This is a genomic window from Streptomyces sp. NBC_00659 (assembly GCF_036226925.1).
Taxonomy (GTDB): domain Bacteria; phylum Actinomycetota; class Actinomycetes; order Streptomycetales; family Streptomycetaceae; genus Streptomyces.
Genome location: NZ_CP109031.1, coordinates 6,847,282 through 6,867,529 on the forward strand (window position 1 = coordinate 6,847,282; position 20,248 = coordinate 6,867,529).

12 protein-coding genes, 1 tRNA gene and 3 rRNA genes are annotated in these 20,248 nt (G+C 66.1%); 13 read left to right on the top strand and 3 right to left on the bottom strand.

Annotated elements, in window-relative coordinates; translation table 11 throughout:
* Positions 1-33 precede the first annotated feature (33 nt).
* The 5 genes from rpsO to OG410_RS30005 all read left to right on the top strand — a co-directional run bounded on the left by rpsO (position 34) and on the right by OG410_RS30005 (position 5,554).
* Positions 34-324, top strand: coding sequence for a 30S ribosomal protein S15 (gene rpsO, locus OG410_RS29985; protein WP_081219736.1), 291 nt, complete (start codon positions 34-36; stop codon positions 322-324).
* A gap of 362 nt (positions 325-686) precedes the next feature.
* Complete coding sequence (locus tag OG410_RS29990) at positions 687-2,903, top strand: polyribonucleotide nucleotidyltransferase (protein ID WP_328447423.1); 2,217 nt, start codon at positions 687-689, stop codon at positions 2,901-2,903.
* The gene (locus OG410_RS29995; RefSeq protein ID WP_329301947.1) at positions 2,900-4,279 is read left to right on the top strand and encodes a M16 family metallopeptidase; all 1,380 of its coding nucleotides are present in this window, start codon (positions 2,900-2,902) and stop codon (positions 4,277-4,279) included. Before OG410_RS29990 ends, OG410_RS29995 begins: the two co-directional genes overlap by 4 nt.
* A gap of 38 nt (positions 4,280-4,317) precedes the next feature.
* Positions 4,318-5,070 (top strand): 4-hydroxy-tetrahydrodipicolinate reductase, encoded by a 753-nt coding sequence (dapB, locus tag OG410_RS30000; protein ID WP_329301948.1) that lies wholly within the window; start codon positions 4,318-4,320, stop codon positions 5,068-5,070.
* A gap of 31 nt (positions 5,071-5,101) precedes the next feature.
* On the top strand, positions 5,102-5,554 hold the full coding sequence (locus OG410_RS30005) for a hypothetical protein (protein ID WP_329301949.1): 453 nt from the start codon (positions 5,102-5,104) through the stop codon (positions 5,552-5,554).
* A 64-nt stretch (positions 5,555-5,618) separates the two neighbouring features.
* Here OG410_RS30005 and OG410_RS30010 read toward each other — a convergent pair whose 3' ends face one another.
* Both OG410_RS30010 and OG410_RS30015 read right to left on the bottom strand, forming a co-directional pair.
* Positions 5,619-6,176: a hypothetical protein gene (locus OG410_RS30010; protein ID WP_329301950.1), complete on the bottom strand. Its 558-nt coding sequence runs from the start codon at positions 6,174-6,176 to the stop codon at positions 5,619-5,621.
* An 89-nt stretch (positions 6,177-6,265) separates the two neighbouring features.
* The gene (locus OG410_RS30015; protein ID WP_329301951.1) at positions 6,266-6,505 is read right to left on the bottom strand and encodes a hypothetical protein; all 240 of its coding nucleotides are present in this window, start codon (positions 6,503-6,505) and stop codon (positions 6,266-6,268) included.
* 295 nt (positions 6,506-6,800) lie between these two features.
* Between OG410_RS30015 and thyX the strand changes: the two genes are divergently transcribed.
* From thyX to OG410_RS30055, 8 genes are all read left to right on the top strand, one after another.
* A complete protein-coding gene (gene thyX, locus OG410_RS30020) occupies positions 6,801-7,541 on the top strand; it encodes an FAD-dependent thymidylate synthase (RefSeq protein WP_328671870.1) in 741 nt (246 codons plus the stop codon).
* Positions 7,542-7,752: 211 nt separating this feature from the next.
* Positions 7,753-8,652, top strand: a complete 900-nt coding sequence (dapA, locus tag OG410_RS30025) for a 4-hydroxy-tetrahydrodipicolinate synthase (RefSeq protein ID WP_326785143.1) — start codon at positions 7,753-7,755, stop codon at positions 8,650-8,652.
* A 131-nt stretch (positions 8,653-8,783) separates the two neighbouring features.
* Complete coding sequence (locus tag OG410_RS30030; RefSeq protein WP_329301952.1) at positions 8,784-10,469, top strand: ribonuclease J; 1,686 nt, start codon at positions 8,784-8,786, stop codon at positions 10,467-10,469.
* Between the two features lie 523 nt (positions 10,470-10,992).
* Positions 10,993-12,518: ribosomal RNA gene (locus OG410_RS30035) — 16S ribosomal RNA — on the top strand.
* Between the two features lie 313 nt (positions 12,519-12,831).
* A 23S ribosomal RNA gene (locus tag OG410_RS30040) occupies positions 12,832-15,954 on the top strand.
* An 89-nt stretch (positions 15,955-16,043) separates the two neighbouring features.
* Positions 16,044-16,160, top strand: a 5S ribosomal RNA gene (gene rrf / locus OG410_RS30045).
* The 16S, 23S and 5S rRNA genes sit together here, the layout of an rRNA operon.
* Before the next feature lie 113 nt (positions 16,161-16,273).
* The gene (locus OG410_RS30050; protein WP_329304295.1) at positions 16,274-16,936 is read left to right on the top strand and encodes a DegT/DnrJ/EryC1/StrS family aminotransferase; all 663 of its coding nucleotides are present in this window, start codon (positions 16,274-16,276) and stop codon (positions 16,934-16,936) included.
* A gap of 83 nt (positions 16,937-17,019) precedes the next feature.
* Positions 17,020-17,092, top strand: a tRNA-Thr gene (locus tag OG410_RS30055).
* A 120-nt stretch (positions 17,093-17,212) separates the two neighbouring features.
* Here the strand turns inward: OG410_RS30055 and OG410_RS30060 are convergent.
* Positions 17,213-19,960, bottom strand: coding sequence for a SpoIIE family protein phosphatase (locus OG410_RS30060; RefSeq protein ID WP_329301953.1), 2,748 nt, complete (start codon positions 19,958-19,960; stop codon positions 17,213-17,215).
* Positions 19,961-20,248 lie beyond the last annotated feature (288 nt).

Below are 20,248 nucleotides of genomic sequence, written 5' to 3' on the forward strand. Positions count from 1 at the left end.
TCGGTGGCAGACACGAGACTACAAGGAGTAAGCGTGCCGCTCGACGCCGCTACGAAGAAGCAGCTCATCAGCGAGTTCGGTCAGAAGGAGGGCGACACCGGCTCCCCCGAGGTCCAGGTCGCCATGCTTTCGCGCCGGATCTCGGACCTGACCGAGCACCTCAAGACCCACAAGCACGACCACCACTCCCGCCGTGGTCTTCTGATCCTGGTCGGCCAGCGTCGCCGCCTGCTTCAGTACCTGGCCAAGAAGGACATCCAGCGCTTCCGTGCGCTGGTCGACCGCCTGGGCATCCGCCGTGGTGCGGCCGGCGGCGCCAAGTAAGACGCCGTGAAGGGAGCGGTTCCCACTTCTTGGGAGCCGCTCCTTTTGCTGTATGTGCTGCCTCAGGTGCTCTCTACGTGCGGAGTGTCACCGACGCTTTGTAGTGTGGTAGCACAACGCAATACGCAGGAAACAGCACGGACGAACACAGCGTGACGACGCCGTACCCGCCGGGTAGGGCATCTCACGACAACGAACGAGGGGAAGCGCGCCTCAACGCCGCCGGTCCTCGGTAGTGGCCCCCGGGCGACAGAGCCCCGGGTGCTTCGATCGAAGACCGGCCCGCACGAGAAGGAGCGCTTCTCCGCCACCGTCCCCCTGCCACACGGGCAGGACGGGACGAAGACGAGGAGAAAACGCTAGTGGAGAACGAGACCCACTACGCCGAGGCCGTTATCGACAACGGTTCCTTCGGCACCCGCACCATCCGCTTCGAGACGGGCAGGCTGGCCAGGCAGGCCGCCGGCTCCGCCGTCGCGTACCTGGACGACGACACCATGGTGCTGTCGGCCACCACCGCTTCGAAGAAGCCCAAGGACCAGCTCGACTTCTTCCCCCTGACGGTGGACGTCGAGGAGCGGATGTACGCCGCGGGCAAGATCCCCGGCAGCTTCTTCCGCCGTGAGGGCCGTCCCTCCGAGGACGCCATCCTCACCTGCCGTCTGATCGACCGCCCGCTGCGCCCGTCCTTCAAGAAGGGCCTTCGCAACGAGATCCAGGTCGTCGCCACGATCATGGCGCTCAACCCCGACCACCTGTACGACGTCGTGGCGATCAACGCCGCCTCCGCGTCCACGCAGCTGGCCGGTCTGCCCTTCTCCGGCCCGGTCGGCGGCGTCCGCGTCGCGCTGATCAACGGCCAGTGGGTCGCGTTCCCGACGCACACCGAGCTCGAGGACGCCGTTTTCGACATGGTCGTCGCCGGTCGCGTCCTGGAGGACGGCGACGTCGCGATCATGATGGTCGAGGCCGAGGCCACCGAGAAGACGATCACGCTCGTCCAGGGTGGCGCCGAGGCGCCGACCGAGGAGGTCGTGGCCGCCGGTCTCGACGCCGCGAAGCCCTTCATCAAGGTCCTGTGCAAGGCGCAGTCGGACCTCGCCGCGAAGGCCGCCAAGCCGACCGGCGAGTTCCCGATCTTCCTGGACTACCAGGACGACGTCTTCGAGGCCCTCACCGCCGCGGTCAAGAGCGAGCTCGCCCAGGCGCTCACCATCGCCGGCAAGCAGGACCGCGAGGCCGAGCTGGACCGCGTCAAGGAGATCGCCGCCGAGAAGCTGCTCCCGCAGTTCGAGGGTCGCGAGAAGGAGATCTCCGCCGCGTACCGCGCGCTGACGAAGAAGCTCGTCCGCGAGCGCGTCATCAAGGACAAGGTCCGCATCGACGGCCGCGGCGTCACGGACATCCGTACGCTGGCCGCCGAGGTCGAGGCCATCCCGCGCGTGCACGGCTCGGCGCTGTTCGAGCGTGGCGAGACCCAGATCCTGGGCGTCACCACCCTCAACATGCTCCGCATGGAGCAGCAGCTGGACACCCTTTCCCCGGTGACCCGCAAGCGCTACATGCACAACTACAACTTCCCGCCGTACTCCGTCGGTGAGACGGGCCGCGTCGGCTCCCCGAAGCGCCGCGAGATCGGCCACGGCGCGCTCGCCGAGCGCGCGATCGTGCCGGTCCTGCCGACCCGCGAGGAGTTCCCCTACGCGATCCGTCAGGTGTCCGAGGCCCTCGGCTCCAACGGCTCGACGTCCATGGGCTCGGTCTGCGCCTCGACCATGTCGCTGCTCAACGCCGGTGTGCCGCTGAAGGCCGCCGTCGCGGGTATCGCCATGGGCCTGATCTCCCAGGAGATCGACGGCCAGACGCACTACGTCGCCCTCACCGACATCCTCGGTGCGGAGGACGCCTTCGGTGACATGGACTTCAAGGTCGCCGGCACCAAGGAGTTCGTGACCGCCCTCCAGCTCGACACCAAGCTGGACGGCATCCCCGCCTCCGTCCTGGCCGCGGCCCTCAAGCAGGCCCGCGACGCCCGCCTCCACATCCTCGACGTGATGATGGAAGCGATCGACACGCCGGACGAGATGTCCCCGAACGCCCCGCGGATCATCACCGTCAAGATCCCGGTGGACAAGATCGGTGAGGTCATCGGCCCCAAGGGCAAGATGATCAACCAGATCCAGGAGGACACCGGCGCCGACATCACGATCGAGGACGACGGCACCATCTACATCGGTGCCCAGCAGGGCTCGCAGGCCGAGGCCGCGCGCGCCACGATCAACGCGATCGCCAACCCGACCATGCCGGAGGTCGGCGAGCGCTACCTGGGCACCGTCGTGAAGACGACGACCTTCGGTGCGTTCGTGTCGCTGCTCCCGGGCAAGGACGGTCTGCTGCACATCTCGCAGATCCGCAAGCTCGCCGGCGGCAAGCGCGTGGAGAACGTCGAGGACGTCCTGGCCGTGGGCTCCAAGGTCCAGGTCGAGATCGCCGAGATCGACTCCCGCGGCAAGCTCTCCCTGATCCCCGTGGTCGAGGGCGAGAGCGACGATGAGAAGAAGGACGACACCGACCAGTGACGTCGAGTAGCTCCACGACGACGGCCCGCACCTCTTCGGAGGCGCGGGCCGTCGCCCGTACCCAAACCCTGATCAAGGGCGCGAACGGCATCGGCACGGTCCGCAAGACCACCCTGCCCGGCGGGCTGCGCATCGTCACCGAGACGCTCCCCTCCGTGCGCTCGGCCACGTTCGGCATCTGGGCGCACGTGGGCTCCCGCGACGAGACGCCGACCCTGAACGGCGCGACGCACTATCTGGAGCACCTGCTCTTCAAGGGCACCAGCCGCAGGTCCGCCCTGGACATCTCCTCGGCGATCGACGCGGTCGGCGGCGAGATGAACGCGTTCACGGCCAAGGAGTACACGTGCTACTACGCACGCGTGCTCGACACCGACCTGCCATTGGCCATCGACGTCGTCTGCGACATGCTGACCGGCTCGCTCATCCTCGAGGACGACGTCAACGTCGAACGCGGCGCCATCCTCGAAGAGATCGCGATGACCGAGGACGACCCGGGCGACTGCGTGCACGACCTGTTCGCGCACACCATGCTCGGCGACACCCCCCTCGGCCGCCCGGTCCTCGGTACGGTCGACACGGTCAACGCCCTCACCGCGGACCGGATCCGCCGCTTCTACAAGAAGCACTACGACCCGACGCACCTCGTCGTCGCCTGTGCGGGCAACGTCGACCACAACAAGGTCGTACGCCAGGTCCGCGCCGCCTTCGAGAAGGCCGGCGCCTTCAAGAACGCCGAGGCGGCCCCCATCGCCCCGCGCGACGGCAACCGCAGCATCCGTACCGCGGGCCGCGTCGAACTGCTCGGCCGCAAGACCGAGCAGGCCCACGTCGTTCTCGGCATGCCGGGTCTGGCCCGCACCGACGACCGCCGCTGGGCCCTCGGCGTCCTGAACACCGCCCTGGGCGGAGGCATGTCCTCGCGCCTCTTCCAGGAGGTCCGCGAGAAGCGCGGCCTGGCCTACAGCGTGTACTCGTACACCTCGGGCTTCGCCGACTGCGGCCTCTTCGGCGTCTACGCGGGCTGCCGCCCGAGCCAGGTCCACGACGTCCTCAAGCTCTGCCGCGACGAGCTCGACCAGGTCGCCGAGCACGGACTCTCGGACGACGAGATCGGTCGCGCCATCGGCCAGCTCCAGGGCTCCACCGTCCTCGGTCTGGAGGACACCGGCGCGCTGATGAACCGGATCGGCAAGAGTGAGCTGTGCTGGGGCGAGCAGATGTCGGTCGACGACATGCTCGCCCGGATAGCGGCGGTCACCCCGGACGAGGTCCGCTCCATCGCCCGGGACGTCCTCGGGCAGCGCCCCTCGCTGGCGGTCATCGGCCCGGTCAAGGACAAGCAGGCGTCCCGACTGCACGACGCGGTCGCGTAGATCCCGTCTCGAATCCCGTCTCGGTAAGGAACGAAGCAATGAGCAAGCTGCGCGTGGCGGTCCTCGGTGCCAAGGGCCGGATCGGAGCCGAGGCGGTACGAGCCGTCGAGGCCGCCGAGGACATGGAGCTGGTGGCCGCACTGGGCCGCGGCGACAAGCTGGAGACGCTGGTCGAGGCCGGCACCCAGGTCGTGGTCGAGCTGACCACCCCGGCCTCGGTGATGGGCAACCTCGACTTCTGCGTCCGGCACGGCATTCACGCCGTGGTCGGCACGACCGGCTGGACCGACGAGCGTCTCGCGCAGCTCGGCACCTCGCTCGCCGCGTCCCCGGAGACGGGTGTGCTCATCGCGCCCAACTTCTCCATCGGGGCCGTCCTGACGATGAAGTTCGCCGAGGTCGCCGCGCCCTACTTCGAGTCCGTCGAGGTCGTCGAGCTGCACCACCCGAACAAGGTGGACGCCCCCAGCGGCACCGCCACGCGCACCGCTCAGCTCATCGCGGCGGCCCGGGAGCGCGCGGGCAGCGCCCCGCAGCCCGACGCCACGGTGACCGCCCTGGACGGCGCCCGCGGCGCCGACGTCGACGGCGTCCCGGTGCACGCGATCCGGCTGCGCGGCCTCCTGGCCCACCAGGAGGTCCTGCTCGGCGGCGAGGGCGAGACCCTGACCATCCGCCACGACTCCCTCCACCACAGCAGCTTCATGCCGGGCATCCTGCTCGGCGCCCGCCACGTGGTGACCACCCCGGGTCTCACCTTCGGCCTGGAACACTTCCTCGACCTCGGCTGAGCCGGGGACGTACGACAGTTAGCCGGCAGACATGCGCGCGAAGATCACCTATGCCATCACGGCCGCCGTCCTGGTCGTCTATTTCGTCCTGGTCGGCAGCCGGGGCGTGCTGCTCATCCAGAACGGCACCCTGATCACCGTCACCTTCGGGGTCGCGGTGCTCATCCTGCCGGTCATCGGCATCTGGTTCCTCTGGCAGAACACCCAGTTCGTCCGGAAGGCCAACCGGCTCTCCGCCGTGCTCGACGCCGAGGGCGGACTGCCCGTCGACGAGCTGCGGCGCACCGAGGGCGGACGTATCGACCGCGACTCGGCCGACGAGGTCTTCGCCCGCCGCAAGGCCGAGACCGAGGACTCCCCGGACGACTGGCGGAGCTGGTTCCGCCTCGCCGTCGCCTACCACGACGCCCGGGACACCCCGCGCGCCCGCAAGGCCATGCAACGGGCCATCGCCCTCCACGAGGGCAGGACCCTGGAAGCCTGACCAGGCCGTACGGCGAAGGGGCCGGTCCGCACACCGTGCGGACCGGCCCCTTCGCCGTGATGTCTCAGGCCCGGCGGTACTCGTCGGCCCACACCTCTATGACGTCCGCCGCCCGGTCGAAGGCCTCGGTGCGCGCCAGGAAGTCGGCGTTGTGCGTGGTCATCAGCGGCGGTACGTCCCCGGGCTCGCGGCCCGCGCTCACCAGCGTCAGGGCCTGGCCCTGGACCGTACGGGGCAGCCCCAGCCAGCGCACCGGCTGCTGCACCGTGCGCACCGCCACGACCTGCTCCCACGGAGTCGTCCGCGTGACGAAGAAGCCCACCCGGCGTAGCCCTCGGGCGCTGACCCACACCCCCATGCGCAGCAGCCGCAGAGCGCACAGGATGACGGCCGTCGCGCCGGCCATGCAGGCGGCGGCGCCGGGCAGCGTCCCGGCGACGGCGATGATGACGGCCGCGACAAGCACGTACGAGGCGAGCAGCAGGACGAGCGCGGCCGCGCCCACCCGCCAGGGGCCGGGCCGGTAGGGGCGCCGCCAGCGGTCGCGGTCGTCGAAGGGCAGCGCGACATCCTCCGCCGCCTCGTCAAAGGCGCGGTCCGCCGTCAGGAAGGGCAGGGGCACGACTGATCCTCACTCGCTCCACGATGGGCTGTGCCCGGTGAGGTTATCGAGCCGGTTACCGGCTCACCACCCTCGGGGGTCCGGAAGAGTCAGCGGCCGTCCGACGCCACGGAGTGCTGCGTCTGCGCAGGTGACGGATCCTGGGACAGGGCGGGCATGCCGAGGATCAGGGCGCCGGCGATCCCGGCGGCCAGGGTGAGGCCGAAGAGGCATCGGCCGGCTATCTGTCCGGCGGAGGACCGCTCACGGGGCGGGGGAGCGACATTGCTGCGGAACGGGTCGGCTTCGGCGGTGAAGGCGAACGGGACGGGCTCGCGCCGACGGAACATGGGCGGTGCTTCTCCTCTGGGGACTTCTCCGGGCCCAGTGACGCGATCCGGGTGATCCGGGTGACCTGGGCGATCCGGTGGCAAGTGGTGCGATCGGCTCGAACGGCTCGAACGCATCGCTCCCACTCATACAGACGGCCGAACGTTACAAGAGGTGCCCGGAATCACCGAATTCGCAGAAGTTCGCCGATGAATGTCGCGGCGGGCACCGAACGCCCGGTTGCGGAAGCCGGGTGGACGCCGGGCCGTAGAGTGGTCGCCGCCCGAGCCAGTGATGGGAAGGACCCCGCGCACCGTGACCGACACCCCAGCCGACGACCTCAAGCCCTTCTTCCGCAGCGATGTCACCGTCGAGCTGATCAAGCACACGGCCTCCGACGCCGACGTGCTGTTCGCCGCCCGTGTCTCCACCGCGGGAGAGCAGTCGCTGGCAGAGCTGCAGAAGGACCCGGAGCGCTCCAAGGGCCTGATCAACTACCTGATGCGGGACCGGCACGGCAGCCCCTTCGAGCACAACTCGATGACTTTCTTCGTCAGCGCCCCGATCTTCGTCTTCCGTGAGTTCATGCGGCACCGCGTGGGCTGGTCGTACAACGAGGAATCGGGCCGCTACAGGGAGCTGGAGCCGGTCTTCTACGTTCCCGGTGAGGACCGCAAGCTGGTCCAGCAGGGGCGCCCCGGCAAGTACGAGTTCGTCCAGGGCACCCCCGAACAGCACAGGACCGTCACCACGGCCATGGAGGAGTCGTACCGGCAGTCCTACGCCGCGTACCAGGAGATGCTGAAGGCCGGTGTCGCCCGCGAGGTCGCCCGCGCCACTCTTCCGGTCGGACTCTTCTCCTCGATGTACGCCACGTGCAACGCCCGCTCCCTGATGCACTTCCTCGGACTGCGCACCCAGCACGAGCTCGCCAGGGTGCCGTCGTTCCCGCAGCGGGAGATCGAGATGGTCGCCGAGAAGATGGAGGCGGAGTGGGCCGGGCTCATGCCGCTCACGCACGCGGCGTACAACGCCAACGGGCGCGTGGCGCCCTGACACGCCACTGAGCACCGGTCCGGCACAGATGTACGGATCATCCGAGCGAAGTGTCCGTATTGCGGCATTTCGCGAAGTTCATCTAGCCTGATCAAACGGACCCGGTACTGCTTGAACCCCCGAGCAGGCAGTGCCGGGTTCCACCTTTGTCATGCTTTGTCGTGGCCCCCGAGGGCAGACCACGCGGTGAGCAGCGAGTAGCGTATTACCCATGGCTCCGACCTCCACTCCGCAGACCCCCTTCGGGCGGGTCCTCACCGCCATGGTCACGCCCTTCACGGCGGACGGCGGACTCGACCTCGACGGCGCTCAGCGGCTCGCGACCCACCTGGTGGACGCAGGCAACGACGGCCTGATCATCAACGGCACCACCGGTGAGTCCCCGACCACCAGCAACGCGGAGAAATCGGAGCTGGTACGCGCCGTGCTGGAGGCGGTCGGCGACCGCGCCCACATCGTCGCCGGTGTCGGCACGAACGACACCCGCCACAGCATCGAGCTCGCCCGCGACGCCGAGAAGGCCGGCGCGCACGGCCTGCTCACCGTGACGCCGTACTACAACAAGCCCCCGCAGGAGGGGTTGTACCGGCACTTCTCGGCCATCGCCGACGCGACCGAACTGCCGGTCATGCTCTACGACATCCCCGGCCGCAGCGGCGTCCCGATCAACACCGAAACCCTGGTGCGGCTCGCCGAGCACCCGCGTATCGTCGCGAACAAGGACGCCAAGGGGGACCTGGGCCGCGCCAGCTGGGCCATCGCCCGCTCCGGCCTCGCCTGGTACTCCGGCGACGACATGCTGAACCTGCCGTTGCTCTCCGTCGGCGCGGTGGGCTTCGTCTCCGTCGTCGGTCACGTCGTCACCCCGGAACTGCGCGCGATGCTCGACGCGTACATCTCGGGGGACGTCCAGAAGGCCACCGAGATCCACCAGAAGCTGCTCCCCGTCTTCACCGGCATGTTCCGCACTCAGGGCGTGATGACGACCAAGGCCGCACTCGCCCTCCAGGGCCTGCCCGCCGGTCCGCTCCGCGCCCCGATGGTCGAACTGTCGCCCGAGGAGACCACCCAGCTCAAGATCGATCTTGGCGCCGGCGGGGTAGAGCTCTGACCACAGACTTCACAACTGAATACGCCCGACCGCAGGCCACGGGCCTGCACCCCACATAACAGCTACTGCACGAACGTCACGCGCGCCACGTGCCTTGCCAGGTACGTGGCGCGCGTGGTGAGGAGAGTCTTTTGAGTCATCCGCATCCTGAACTCGGCAAACCGCCGGTCCTCCCGAAGGGCGGCCTGCGGGTCACCCCGCTCGGCGGCCTCGGTGAAATCGGCCGGAACATGACGGTCTTCGAATACGGAGGCCGTCTCCTGATCGTCGACTGCGGAGTGCTCTTCCCCGAGGAGGAGCAGCCCGGAATCGACCTGATCCTGCCGGACTTCACGTCCATCAGGGACCGCCTCGACGACATCGAGGGCATCGTGCTCACGCACGGCCACGAGGACCACATCGGCGGCGTCCCGTTCCTCCTGCGCGAGAAGCCGGACATCCCGCTGATCGGCTCCAAGCTGACCCTCGCGCTCATCGAGGCGAAGCTCCAGGAGCACCGCATCCGGCCCTACACGCTCGAAGTGGCCGAGGGCCACCGGGAGCGCATCGGCCCCTTCGACTGCGAGTTCGTCGCGGTCAACCACTCCATCCCGGACGCCCTCGCGGTCGCCATCCGCACTCCCGCGGGCATGGTGGTCCACACAGGCGACTTCAAGATGGACCAGCTCCCGCTGGACGGCCGTCTCACGGACCTGCATGCGTTCGCCCGGCTGAGCGAGGAAGGCATCGACCTCCTCCTCTCGGACTCCACGAACGCCGAGGTCCCGGGCTTCGTCCCGCCCGAGCGCGACATCCAGAACGTGCTGCGCCAGGTCTTCGCCGGCGCCAGCAAGCGGATCATCGTGGCGAGCTTCGCCAGCCATGTGCACCGCATCCAGCAGATCCTCGACACCGCCCACGAGTACGGCCGCAGGGTCGCCTTCGTCGGCCGCTCGATGGTCCGCAACATGGGCATCGCGCGCGACCTCGGCTACCTGAAGGTCCCGCCGGGTCTGGTGGTCGACGTCAAGACGCTCGACGACCTTCCGGACCACGAGGTCGTCCTCGTCTGTACGGGGTCCCAGGGCGAGCCGATGGCCGCGCTCTCCCGGATGGCGAACCGCGACCACCAGATCCGGATCGTCCAGGGCGACACGGTGATCCTGGCGTCGTCGCTGATCCCGGGCAACGAGAACGCGGTCTACCGCGTCATCAACGGTCTGACCCGCTGGGGCGCGAAGGTCATCCACAAGGGCAACGCCAAGGTGCACGTCTCCGGACACGCCTCCGCGGGCGAGCTGCTGTACTTCTACAACATCTGCAAGCCGCGCAACCTGATGCCGGTCCACGGCGAATGGCGTCACCTTCGGGCCAACGCCGAGCTGGGCGCCCTGACCGGTGTCCCGCACGACCGGATCGTGATCGCCGAGGACGGCGTCGTCGTCGACCTGGTCGAGGGCAAGGCGAAGATCTCCGGCAAGGTCCAGGCCGGGTACGTCTACGTCGACGGTCTCTCGGTCGGTGACGTCGGTGAGCCCGCGCTCAAGGACCGCAAGATCCTCGGGGACGAGGGCATCATCTCGGTCTTCGTGGTGATGGACGCCAGCACCGGCAAGCTCACGGCCGGCCCGCACGTGCAGGCACGCGGCTCCGGCATCGACGACGCGGTCTTCGCCGACGTCATCCCGAAGATCACGGAGGTCCTGGAGCGGTCGGCCCAGGACGGTGTGGTGGAGCCCCATCAGCTCCAGCAGCTCATCCGCCGCACGCTGGGCAAGTGGGTGTCCGACACCTACCGCCGACGCCCGATGATCCTCCCGGTCGTCGTCGAGGTCTGACCTCCGGCAACGCCCCAACCTGGAGCGGAGCACCTCGATTTGCATCGTGGCGCTCCGCTCCAGTACGTTTACGTCTCCACCCGAACGGGAACCCCGAAGCTTCATGCTCCGGAGGCACTCCCCGAACGGGGTGGAAATTCCGACTCAGAGAATCTGATAAAGTCGGAGCCGCTGGAAAGGGAAACGCGAAAGCGGAAACCTGGAAAGCGCCGAGGAAATCGGATACGGAAACGGTCTGATAGAGTCGGAAACGCAAGACCGAAGGGAAGCGCCCGGAGGAAAGCCCGAGAGGGTGAGTACAAAGGAAGCGTCCGTTCCTTGAGAACTCAACAGCGTGCCAAAAATCAACGCCAGATTTGTTGATACCCCGTCTCCGGCCGTTCGGTCGGGACGAGGTTCCTTTGAAAAAGTCCTGCCGGGCATTGTTCCGGCAGGCGCATCAGCGAGGACGCTGTGAACGCCGGTCCTATTCCGACCGGTTGTTCCGCTCTCGTGGTGTAGCCCCGACGTAGTCGGGAAAACATTCACGGAGAGTTTGATCCTGGCTCAGGACGAACGCTGGCGGCGTGCTTAACACATGCAAGTCGAACGATGAAGCCCTTCGGGGTGGATTAGTGGCGAACGGGTGAGTAACACGTGGGCAATCTGCCCTTCACTCTGGGACAAGCCCTGGAAACGGGGTCTAATACCGGATAACACTCCTGCCTGCATGGGTGGGGGTTAAAAGCTCCGGCGGTGAAGGATGAGCCCGCGGCCTATCAGCTTGTTGGTGAGGTAGTGGCTCACCAAGGCGACGACGGGTAGCCGGCCTGAGAGGGCGACCGGCCACACTGGGACTGAGACACGGCCCAGACTCCTACGGGAGGCAGCAGTGGGGAATATTGCACAATGGGCGAAAGCCTGATGCAGCGACGCCGCGTGAGGGATGACGGCCTTCGGGTTGTAAACCTCTTTCAGCAGGGAAGAAGCGAAAGTGACGGTACCTGCAGAAGAAGCGCCGGCTAACTACGTGCCAGCAGCCGCGGTAATACGTAGGGCGCAAGCGTTGTCCGGAATTATTGGGCGTAAAGAGCTCGTAGGCGGCTTGTCACGTCGGGTGTGAAAGCCCGGGGCTTAACCCCGGGTCTGCATTCGATACGGGCTAGCTAGAGTGTGGTAGGGGAGATCGGAATTCCTGGTGTAGCGGTGAAATGCGCAGATATCAGGAGGAACACCGGTGGCGAAGGCGGATCTCTGGGCCATTACTGACGCTGAGGAGCGAAAGCGTGGGGAGCGAACAGGATTAGATACCCTGGTAGTCCACGCCGTAAACGGTGGGAACTAGGTGTTGGCGACATTCCACGTCGTCGGTGCCGCAGCTAACGCATTAAGTTCCCCGCCTGGGGAGTACGGCCGCAAGGCTAAAACTCAAAGGAATTGACGGGGGCCCGCACAAGCAGCGGAGCATGTGGCTTAATTCGACGCAACGCGAAGAACCTTACCAAGGCTTGACATACACCGGAAAGCATTAGAGATAGTGCCCCCCTTGTGGTCGGTGTACAGGTGGTGCATGGCTGTCGTCAGCTCGTGTCGTGAGATGTTGGGTTAAGTCCCGCAACGAGCGCAACCCTTGTTCTGTGTTGCCAGCATGCCCTTCGGGGTGATGGGGACTCACAGGAGACTGCCGGGGTCAACTCGGAGGAAGGTGGGGACGACGTCAAGTCATCATGCCCCTTATGTCTTGGGCTGCACACGTGCTACAATGGCAGGTACAAAGAGCTGCGAAGCCGTGAGGCGGAGCGAATCTCAAAAAGCCTGTCTCAGTTCGGATTGGGGTCTGCAACTCGACCCCATGAAGTCGGAGTTGCTAGTAATCGCAGATCAGCATTGCTGCGGTGAATACGTTCCCGGGCCTTGTACACACCGCCCGTCACGTCACGAAAGTCGGTAACACCCGAAGCCGGTGGCCCAACCCCTTGTGGGAGGGAGCTGTCGAAGGTGGGACTGGCGATTGGGACGAAGTCGTAACAAGGTAGCCGTACCGGAAGGTGCGGCTGGATCACCTCCTTTCTAAGGAGCATCTAGGCCGCCGGGCTTGCCCGGTGGTCCAGGGCCATTACGTCGGCAGATGTCCGACGGTGGTTGCTCATGGGTGGAACGTTGATTATTCGGCACTCTCAGTCATCTCGGGCTGCAAGTACTGCTCTTCGGAGCGTGGAAAGCTGATCATGAGTGGCGAGGGTGCCGGGCACGCTGTTGGGTGTCTGAAGGTACGGCCGAAAAGGCTGCCTTCAGTGCCGGCCCCAGTGCACTCCGGTGGAAACCGGGGGTGATGGGTGGTTGGTCGTTGTTTGAGAACTGCACAGTGGACGCGAGCATCTGTGGCCAAGTTTTTAAGGGCGCACGGTGGATGCCTTGGCACCAGGAACCGATGAAGGACGTGGGAGGCCACGATAGTCCCCGGGGAGCCGTCAACCAGGCTTTGATCCGGGGGTTTCCGAATGGGGAAACCCGGCAGTCGTCATGGGCTGTCACCCATACCTGAACACATAGGGTATGTGGAGGGAACGCGGGGAAGTGAAACATCTCAGTACCCGCAGGAAGAGAAAACAACCGTGATTCCGGGAGTAGTGGCGAGCGAAACCGGATGAGGCCAAACCTCAAGCGTGTGAGACCCGGCAGGGGTTGCGCTTGGGGGGTTGTGGGATCTCTCTTTCACAGTCTGCCGGCTGTGAGACGAGTCAGAAACCGTTGATGTAGGCGAAGGACATGCGAAAGGTCCGGCGTAGAGGGTAAGACCCCCGTAGTCGAAACATCAACGGCTCGTTTGAGAGACACCCAAGTAGCACGGGGCCCGAGAAATCCCGTGTGAATCTGGCGGGACCACCCGCTAAGCCTAAATATTCCCTGGTGACCGATAGCGGATAGTACCGTGAGGGAATGGTGAAAAGTACCGCGGGAGCGGAGTGAAATAGTACCTGAAACCGTGTGCCTACAAGCCGTGGGAGCGTCGCGCATTGAGTTTACTCAGTGCGTCGTGACTGCGTGCCTTTTGAAGAATGAGCCTGCGAGTTTGCGGTGCGTTGCGAGGTTAACCCGTGTGGGGAAGCCGTAGCGAAAGCGAGTCCGAACAGGGCGATTCAGTAGCGCGCTCAAGACCCGAAGCGGAGTGATCTAGCCATGGGCAGGTTGAAGCGGCTGTAAGAGGTCGTGGAGGACCGAACCCACCAGGGTTGAAAACCTGGGGGATGACCTGTGGTTAGGGGTGAAAGGCCAATCAAACTCCGTGATAGCTGGTTCTCCCCGAAATGCATTTAGGTGCAGCGTCGTGTGTTTCTTGCCGGAGGTAGAGCACTGGATAGGCGATGGGCCCTACCGGGTTACTGACCTTAGCCAAACTCCGAATGCCGGTAAGTGAGAGCGCGGCAGTGAGACTGTGGGGGATAAGCTCCATGGTCGAGAGGGAAACAGCCCAGAGCATCGACTAAGGCCCCTAAGCGTACGCTAAGTGGGAAAGGATGTGGAGTCGCACAGACAACCAGGAGGTTGGCTTAGAAGCAGCCACCCTTGAAAGAGTGCGTAATAGCTCACTGGTCTAGTGATTCCGCGCCGACAATGTAGCGGGGCTCAAGCGTACCGCCGAAGTCGTGTCATTGCAGCGTATAGCCCCAACGGGTGTTGTGATGGGTAGGGGAGCGTCGTGTGCCGGGTGAAGCCGCGCCGGAAGGCAGTGGTGGACGGTTCACGAGTGAGAATGCAGGCATGAGTAGCGATACACACGTGAGAAACGTGTGCGCCGATTGACTAAGGGTTCCTGGGTCAAGCTGATCTGCCCAGGGTAAGTCGGGACCTAAGGCGAGGCCGACAGGCGTAGTCGATGGATAACCGGTTGATATTCCGGTACCCGCTGTGAAGCGTCAAACATCGAACCAGGCGATGCTAAGTCCGTGAAGCCGCCCCGGAGCCTTCGGGCAAAGGGGAGTGGTGGAGCCGACGGACCAGACCTGTAGTAGGTGAGTGATGGGGTGACGCAGGAAGGTAGTCCATCCCGGGCGGTGGTTGTCCCGGGGTAAGGGTGTAGGCCGTGTGATAGGCAAATCCGTCACACATCAAGGCTGAGACCTGATGCCGAGCCGATTGTGGTGAAGTGGATGATCCTATGCTGTCGAGAAAAGCCTCTAGCGAGTTTCATGGCGGCCCGTACCCTAAACCGACTCAGGTGGTCAGGTAGAGAATACCGAGGCGTTCGGGTGAACTATGGTTAAGGAACTCGGCAAAATGCCCCCGTAACTTCGGGAGAAGGGGGCCATCACTGGTGATCCGATTTACTCGGTGAGCTGGGGGTGGCCGCAGAGACCAGCGAGAAGCGACTGTTTACTAAAAACACAGGTCCGTGCGAAGCCGTAAGGCGATGTATACGGACTGACGCCTGCCCGGTGCTGGAACGTTAAGGGGACCGGTTAGTCACTCTTCGGGGTGGCGAAGCTGAGAACTTAAGCGCCAGTAAACGGCGGTGGTAACTATAACCATCCTAAGGTAGCGAAATTCCTTGTCGGGTAAGTTCCGACCTGCACGAATGGCGTAACGACTTCTCGACTGTCTCAACCATAGGCCCGGTGAAATTGCACTACGAGTAAAGATGCTCGTTTCGCGCAGCAGGACGGAAAGACCCCGGGACCTTTACTACAGTTTGATATTGGTGTTCGGTTCGGCTTGTGTAGGATAGCTGGGAGACTGTGAAGCTTGGACGCCAGTTCAGGTGGAGTCGTCGTTGAAATACCAGTCTGGTCGTGCTGGATGTCTAACCTGGGTCCGTGATCCGGATCAGGGACAGTGTCTGATGGGTAGTTTAACTGGGGCGGTTGCCTCCTAAAGAGTAACGGAGGCGCCCAAAGGTTCCCTCAGCCTGGTTGGCAATCAGGTGTTGAGTGTAAGTGCACAAGGGAGCTTGACTGTGAGACCGACGGGTCGAGCAGGGACGAAAGTCGGGACTAGTGATCCGGCGGTGGCTTGTGGAAGCGCCGTCGCTCAACGGATAAAAGGTACCCCGGGGATAACAGGCTGATCTTCCCCAAGAGTCCATATCGACGGGATGGTTTGGCACCTCGATGTCGGCTCGTCGCATCCTGGGGCTGGAGTCGGTCCCAAGGGTTGGGCTGTTCGCCCATTAAAGCGGTACGCGAGCTGGGTTTAGAACGTCGTGAGACAGTTCGGTCCCTATCCGCTGTGCGCGTAGGAATATTGAGAAGGGCTGTCCCTAGTACGAGAGGACCGGGACGGACGAACCTCTGGTGTGCCAGTTGTCCTGCCAAGGGCATGGCTGGTTGGCTACGTTCGGGAGGGATAACCGCTGAAAGCATCTAAGCGGGAAGCCTGCTTCGAGATGAGTATTCCCACCCCCTCGAGGGGTTAAGGCTCCCAGTAGACGACTGGGTTGATAGGCCAGATCTGGAAGCCCGGCAACGGGTGGAGGTGACTGGTACTAATAGGCCGAGGGCTTGTCCTCAGTTGCTCGCGTCCACTGTGTTGGTTCTGAAACCACGAACAACCCCACGTTTGTCACAGAGCGTGGTCCGGTTGACAGTTTCATAGTGTTTCGGTGGTCATAGCGTGAGGGAAACGCCCGGTTACATTCCGAACCCGGAAGCTAAGCCTCACAGCGCCGATGGTACTGCAGGGGGGACCCTGTGGGAGAGTAGGACGCCGCCGAACAAATTTTAGAGAGCTGGTCCCCGAACTTCGGTTCGGGGACCAGCTCTTTTTTGTTTTGCGTCACTTTAAGTTCACGTTGCGCGACCAATATCCCCATCATGAGTACTGCTGCAATGCTCACAGCCGCGGGCGTCGGAGCCGGTGACGAGGTCGTCGTTCCGGCCTTCGGGAACGTCGAGGTCGCCGACGCCGTCACCGAGGCCGGCGCCATCGTCGTCTTCGCCGACATAGACCCCGTGACGTACTGCCTCGACCCCGAGGCGGTGGAGGCGGTCATAACTCCCCGGACGGCTGCGTTCGTTGTCGTGCACCGCTTCGGGCGGACCGCCGACATGGTGCGATTGCGGGAGCTGGGGCAGCGGCATGAGGTGCTGGTCCTGGAACAGGGCGAGTCCGAGGCGCCGTACGACGAGATCGCGCAGCGCAGGGAGCGGGCCGCCTACCTCGACGGCCGGCTCAGGGGCGTACGCACACCCGTCAGCGGCGACGGACACACCTACCAGCAGTACGTCGTACGGGTGCCCGGCAACGGGCGTCCGGACCGCGACGCCTTCGCACGGGCCGTACGGGCCAGGGGAGTCGAGTGCCGGGTTCCGGTGAAGACGCCGGTGCACCGGCTGCCCGGCTTCCGTCGGGACGTACACCTTCCCGAGACCGAGCGGGCCGCCGACGAGACCCTCTCGCTGCCGGTGGACGGGACGTTGACGAAGCGGGAGATGCAGCGGATCGTCTCCGCGTGCAACGCGCTCGGCGGACTGCTGCAACCGGCCTTCTGATCAGGTCCGGACGGGTTGGGAGCACGGTCCAATTCAGGGTATGATCTCTCTTGTTGCCGCGAGGGAAACCTCTGAAGCGACAGGCCCCCCTAGCTCAGTCGGCAGAGCGTCTCCATGGTAAGGAGAAGGTCAACGGTTCGATTCCGTTGGGGGGCTCAGACTGAAAAGGCCTCCGCCCTTGTGGGCGGGGGCCTTTCGCATGTCCCGGGACTCGGGTCCCCGGAACATGCGAAAGGCCCCCGGGACCGGAGTTCCGGGAGCGTCGGTCGCCGGGTCTCAGTCCGTGTGGAGCCCAGGGACGCGCATCGCCAGAATCGCCATGTCGTCGGATGGGGCGTCGGAGGCGAAGCGTTCGACCGCGCGCATGATGCGCGCGGCGACAGCGCCGGCCGTCAGCCCCGTGCACGTGGTGAGGACATCCGCGAGACCGTCGTCGCCGAGCATGCGAGTGCCCTCGCGCCGCTCCGTGACCCCGTCCGTCACGCACAGCAGGACATCGCCCGGATCGAGCGTGACCGTCTGCTCGTACAGCTCCAGGTCCTCCATGACACCGAGGAGCGGCTGCGGTTCGGCGGCCGGCTCGACCGTTCCGTCCTGGCGCAGACGCAACGGGAGCGGATGGCCGGCGCAGACGACCTTCAGGATGGCGCTGCCGTCCTCCTGGGGCCACAACTCGCCGTAGAGAAGCGTCAGGAAGCGGCTGCGGGCGCCCTCGTCGAGGATCGCCGAGTTCAGCCGCTCCAGGACCGCGGGGCCGCCGTAGCCCTCGCGGGCCAGCAGGCGCAGTGCGTGCCGGGCCAGGCCCGTGACCGCCGCCGCCTCCGGGCCCGTACCACAGACGTCGCCGATGGCGAAGCCGTACGCGCCGTCACGGATCGGGAAGAGGTCGTAGAAGTCGCCGCCGACCTCGTTGCCCTCGCCGGCCGCACGGTAGATGACCTCGACCTCGACGCCCTCGATCTGGGGGAGTTCCGGGGGCAGCAGGCTGCGCTGGAGGGACTGGCTGATCGCCGTGCGCTCCGAGTAGAGGCGGGCGTTGTCCAGTGCGAGAGCCGCTCGCCGGGAGAGGTCCTCGGCCAACTCCAGGATCTCCTGGCGGAAATGCTCGTCCGACGGTTTGCCGAGGGTCAGCATGCCGATGACGCGGTTGCGGGCGACCAGGGGAAGGACGACGGTCTCCCCGCCGACAGCGGCGGCCGTCGCCAGGGTCGGGCCGATGCTGGAGCTCATCGACGTCTGCCCGCCGAGGCCCAGGCTGCGCATCGAGGTCCGCAGGGCCGCGTCGTGAGCGGCCGCGGCGGGAGCCGACCAGACACGGGCGCCCGGGGTGGGCACCGGGTCCGGTGGGGCGATCTTCGAGAGCAACGCCTTGAGGCCGTCGATGAGTTCCTCGTCCTCGTGCAGGACGTACGAGAGGTAGGGATCGGAAGCCTGGTCGGCGATCGTGTACACGGCGCACCAGGTGGCGAGGGTCGGGACCGTCATCTGGGCCATGAGGGCGAGCGTCTGGTCGCGGTCCAGCGTGCCGGCGAGCAGGTCGGAGGCTTCGACGAGGAACGACAGCGAGCCGCGGCGCAGGCGTTCCAGCTCGCCGAGGCGGGCCGATTCCACCGCGAGGGCGATGCGGTCGGCGGCGAACTGGAGCCGCAGGGCCTCCTCGTTGGAGTAGCGGCCGGGTGATTCGGCCGCGACGCCGAGGGAGCCGGTCAGGCGGCCCTCGACCTTCAGTGGGACCGTGACGACCGAGCGCATGCCGGTGCCGCCGAGGAGCGGTACGGCGCCGGGGACGAGCGTCAGGTCCTCGTGGACGGTGGGCATCCGGGCCGAGCCGTAGCGGCCGGGGCCCGCCTCGACGGGGACGCGGGCGAAGCGCTGGCGTGCGGAGGGCAGTCCCGTGGAGGCGCGTACCTCCAACTCCGTCTCGTCGTCGGTCGCGAGGAGCAGGAACGCGGAGTCGCCGTCCAGCATGTCGCGGGCCCGTTCCACCGTGCGCTGGAGAAGACCGTCGAGGTCGTCCGGGGCCGGCGAGCCGATGAAGACCTCGAACGGATCCGTGGCCTGACCCTCCGCGTGGGTGCCCGCGTCGGAGGCGGGACCGCGCAACGGGGTCTGCAGGACGGCACGTTCGTGGTCGCGTACGAGGAGGCAGACGGTGGAGGGCTCGCCGCTCGTGTCACGGACCCGCAGGTGCGAGGCGTACACCGGAGTGACGCGGCCGTCCGCGCAGCGGACGCCGTAACTGCCTTCCCAGCGCGAGAGTTGGAGGGCTTCGACGATGCCGGTGCCGGTGCCGGGGGTGTGCGGCCAGGCCGCGAGGTCGGTGAGCGGTTTGCCGGTGACCTGGTCGGCCGCGTACCCGAAGAGCTCCTCGGCGTCCTCGTTCCAGGCGTTGATGGCGCCGGTGCGGTCGATCTGGACGACCGCCACGCGCACGCGGCCGTCGGCCAGCGGGAGGAGGTCGGCGGGGAGCGGGGGGCCGGCGGTTCGGGTGCCGATCGCGCGCTCGGGGAGGTCGAGCTGGAACCAGACCTGCTTGTGGGTGGGCGTGTAGTCGACGCCCCAGCGGCGGGCGAGGGCCGCGCAGAGCTGGAGGCCGCGGCCGCCCTCGCGGTCGGGGCTGCCCATGTTGACGGCCGTGGCCTGGAGTGGGATCTCGCGTTCCGGGTAGCGGTCCGCCACCTCGATGCGCACGCCGTCGTCGCTGCGCAGACACAGGACGTCGGCGGAGGTGCCCGCGTGCACAACGGCATTGGTGACCAGCTCGCTGGTCAGAACGACGGCGTCGTCGACGATGTCGGCGAAGCCCCAGCCCTGGAGGGTGTCCCGGACGAACGAGCGGGCGGTCGCGACGGACCGTCCCACGGGTTCGAAGCTGGCGGCCGCGCGCGCGGTGATCACAGAACTCCTCGTCCGGTCGTCGGCATGCGGGGTTCCGTGGCCGGCCCGCTCCTGCGTGGGCAGAGCGTGGTTCCCTGTCGGCCGGGGATCCTGGGGTGTCCCTCCAGGATGCAGTCCGGTGGTCATGGTGCGGTGCCCCTCCGATGCCTGCCCGCTCGTACTCGTGCCACCGCCCAGGCCGGACGGGACCGGCACGGCTGGACAGCCGCTTGCAAGGTTACTTACCTTCGCGGGCCCTGCGGATGCCGGTCACGGGTGTTTCCGTCCTGAAGAGTGCGCTGTTTCCGTTCGGACAGGTGCGTGTGATTGCCTGCGGCCGGGGCCGGAGGACTGTCCCGTGGGTGTGCGGACGATGTGCGAAGCTGCCGAACTGTTATGGCCTGGTTCGGCCGGGGTGAAACACTGGGCAGGCTC

Bases quoted from the DNA above. Each gene is read 5' to 3' on its own strand.
- OG410_RS30060 (WP_329301953.1), bottom strand. From the start codon at position 19,960: ATGACCACCGGACTGCATCCTGGAGGGACACCCCAGGATCCCCGGCCG.
- OG410_RS30050 (WP_329304295.1), top strand. From the start codon at position 16,274: ATGCTCACAGCCGCGGGCGTCGGAGCCGGTGACGAGGTCGTCGTTCCG.
- dapA (WP_326785143.1), top strand. From the start codon at position 7,753: ATGGCTCCGACCTCCACTCCGCAGACCCCCTTCGGGCGGGTCCTCACC.
- OG410_RS30005 (WP_329301949.1), top strand. From the start codon at position 5,102: ATGCGCGCGAAGATCACCTATGCCATCACGGCCGCCGTCCTGGTCGTC.
- dapB (WP_329301948.1), top strand. From the start codon at position 4,318: ATGAGCAAGCTGCGCGTGGCGGTCCTCGGTGCCAAGGGCCGGATCGGA.
- OG410_RS30015 (WP_329301951.1), bottom strand. From the start codon at position 6,505: ATGTTCCGTCGGCGCGAGCCCGTCCCGTTCGCCTTCACCGCCGAAGCC.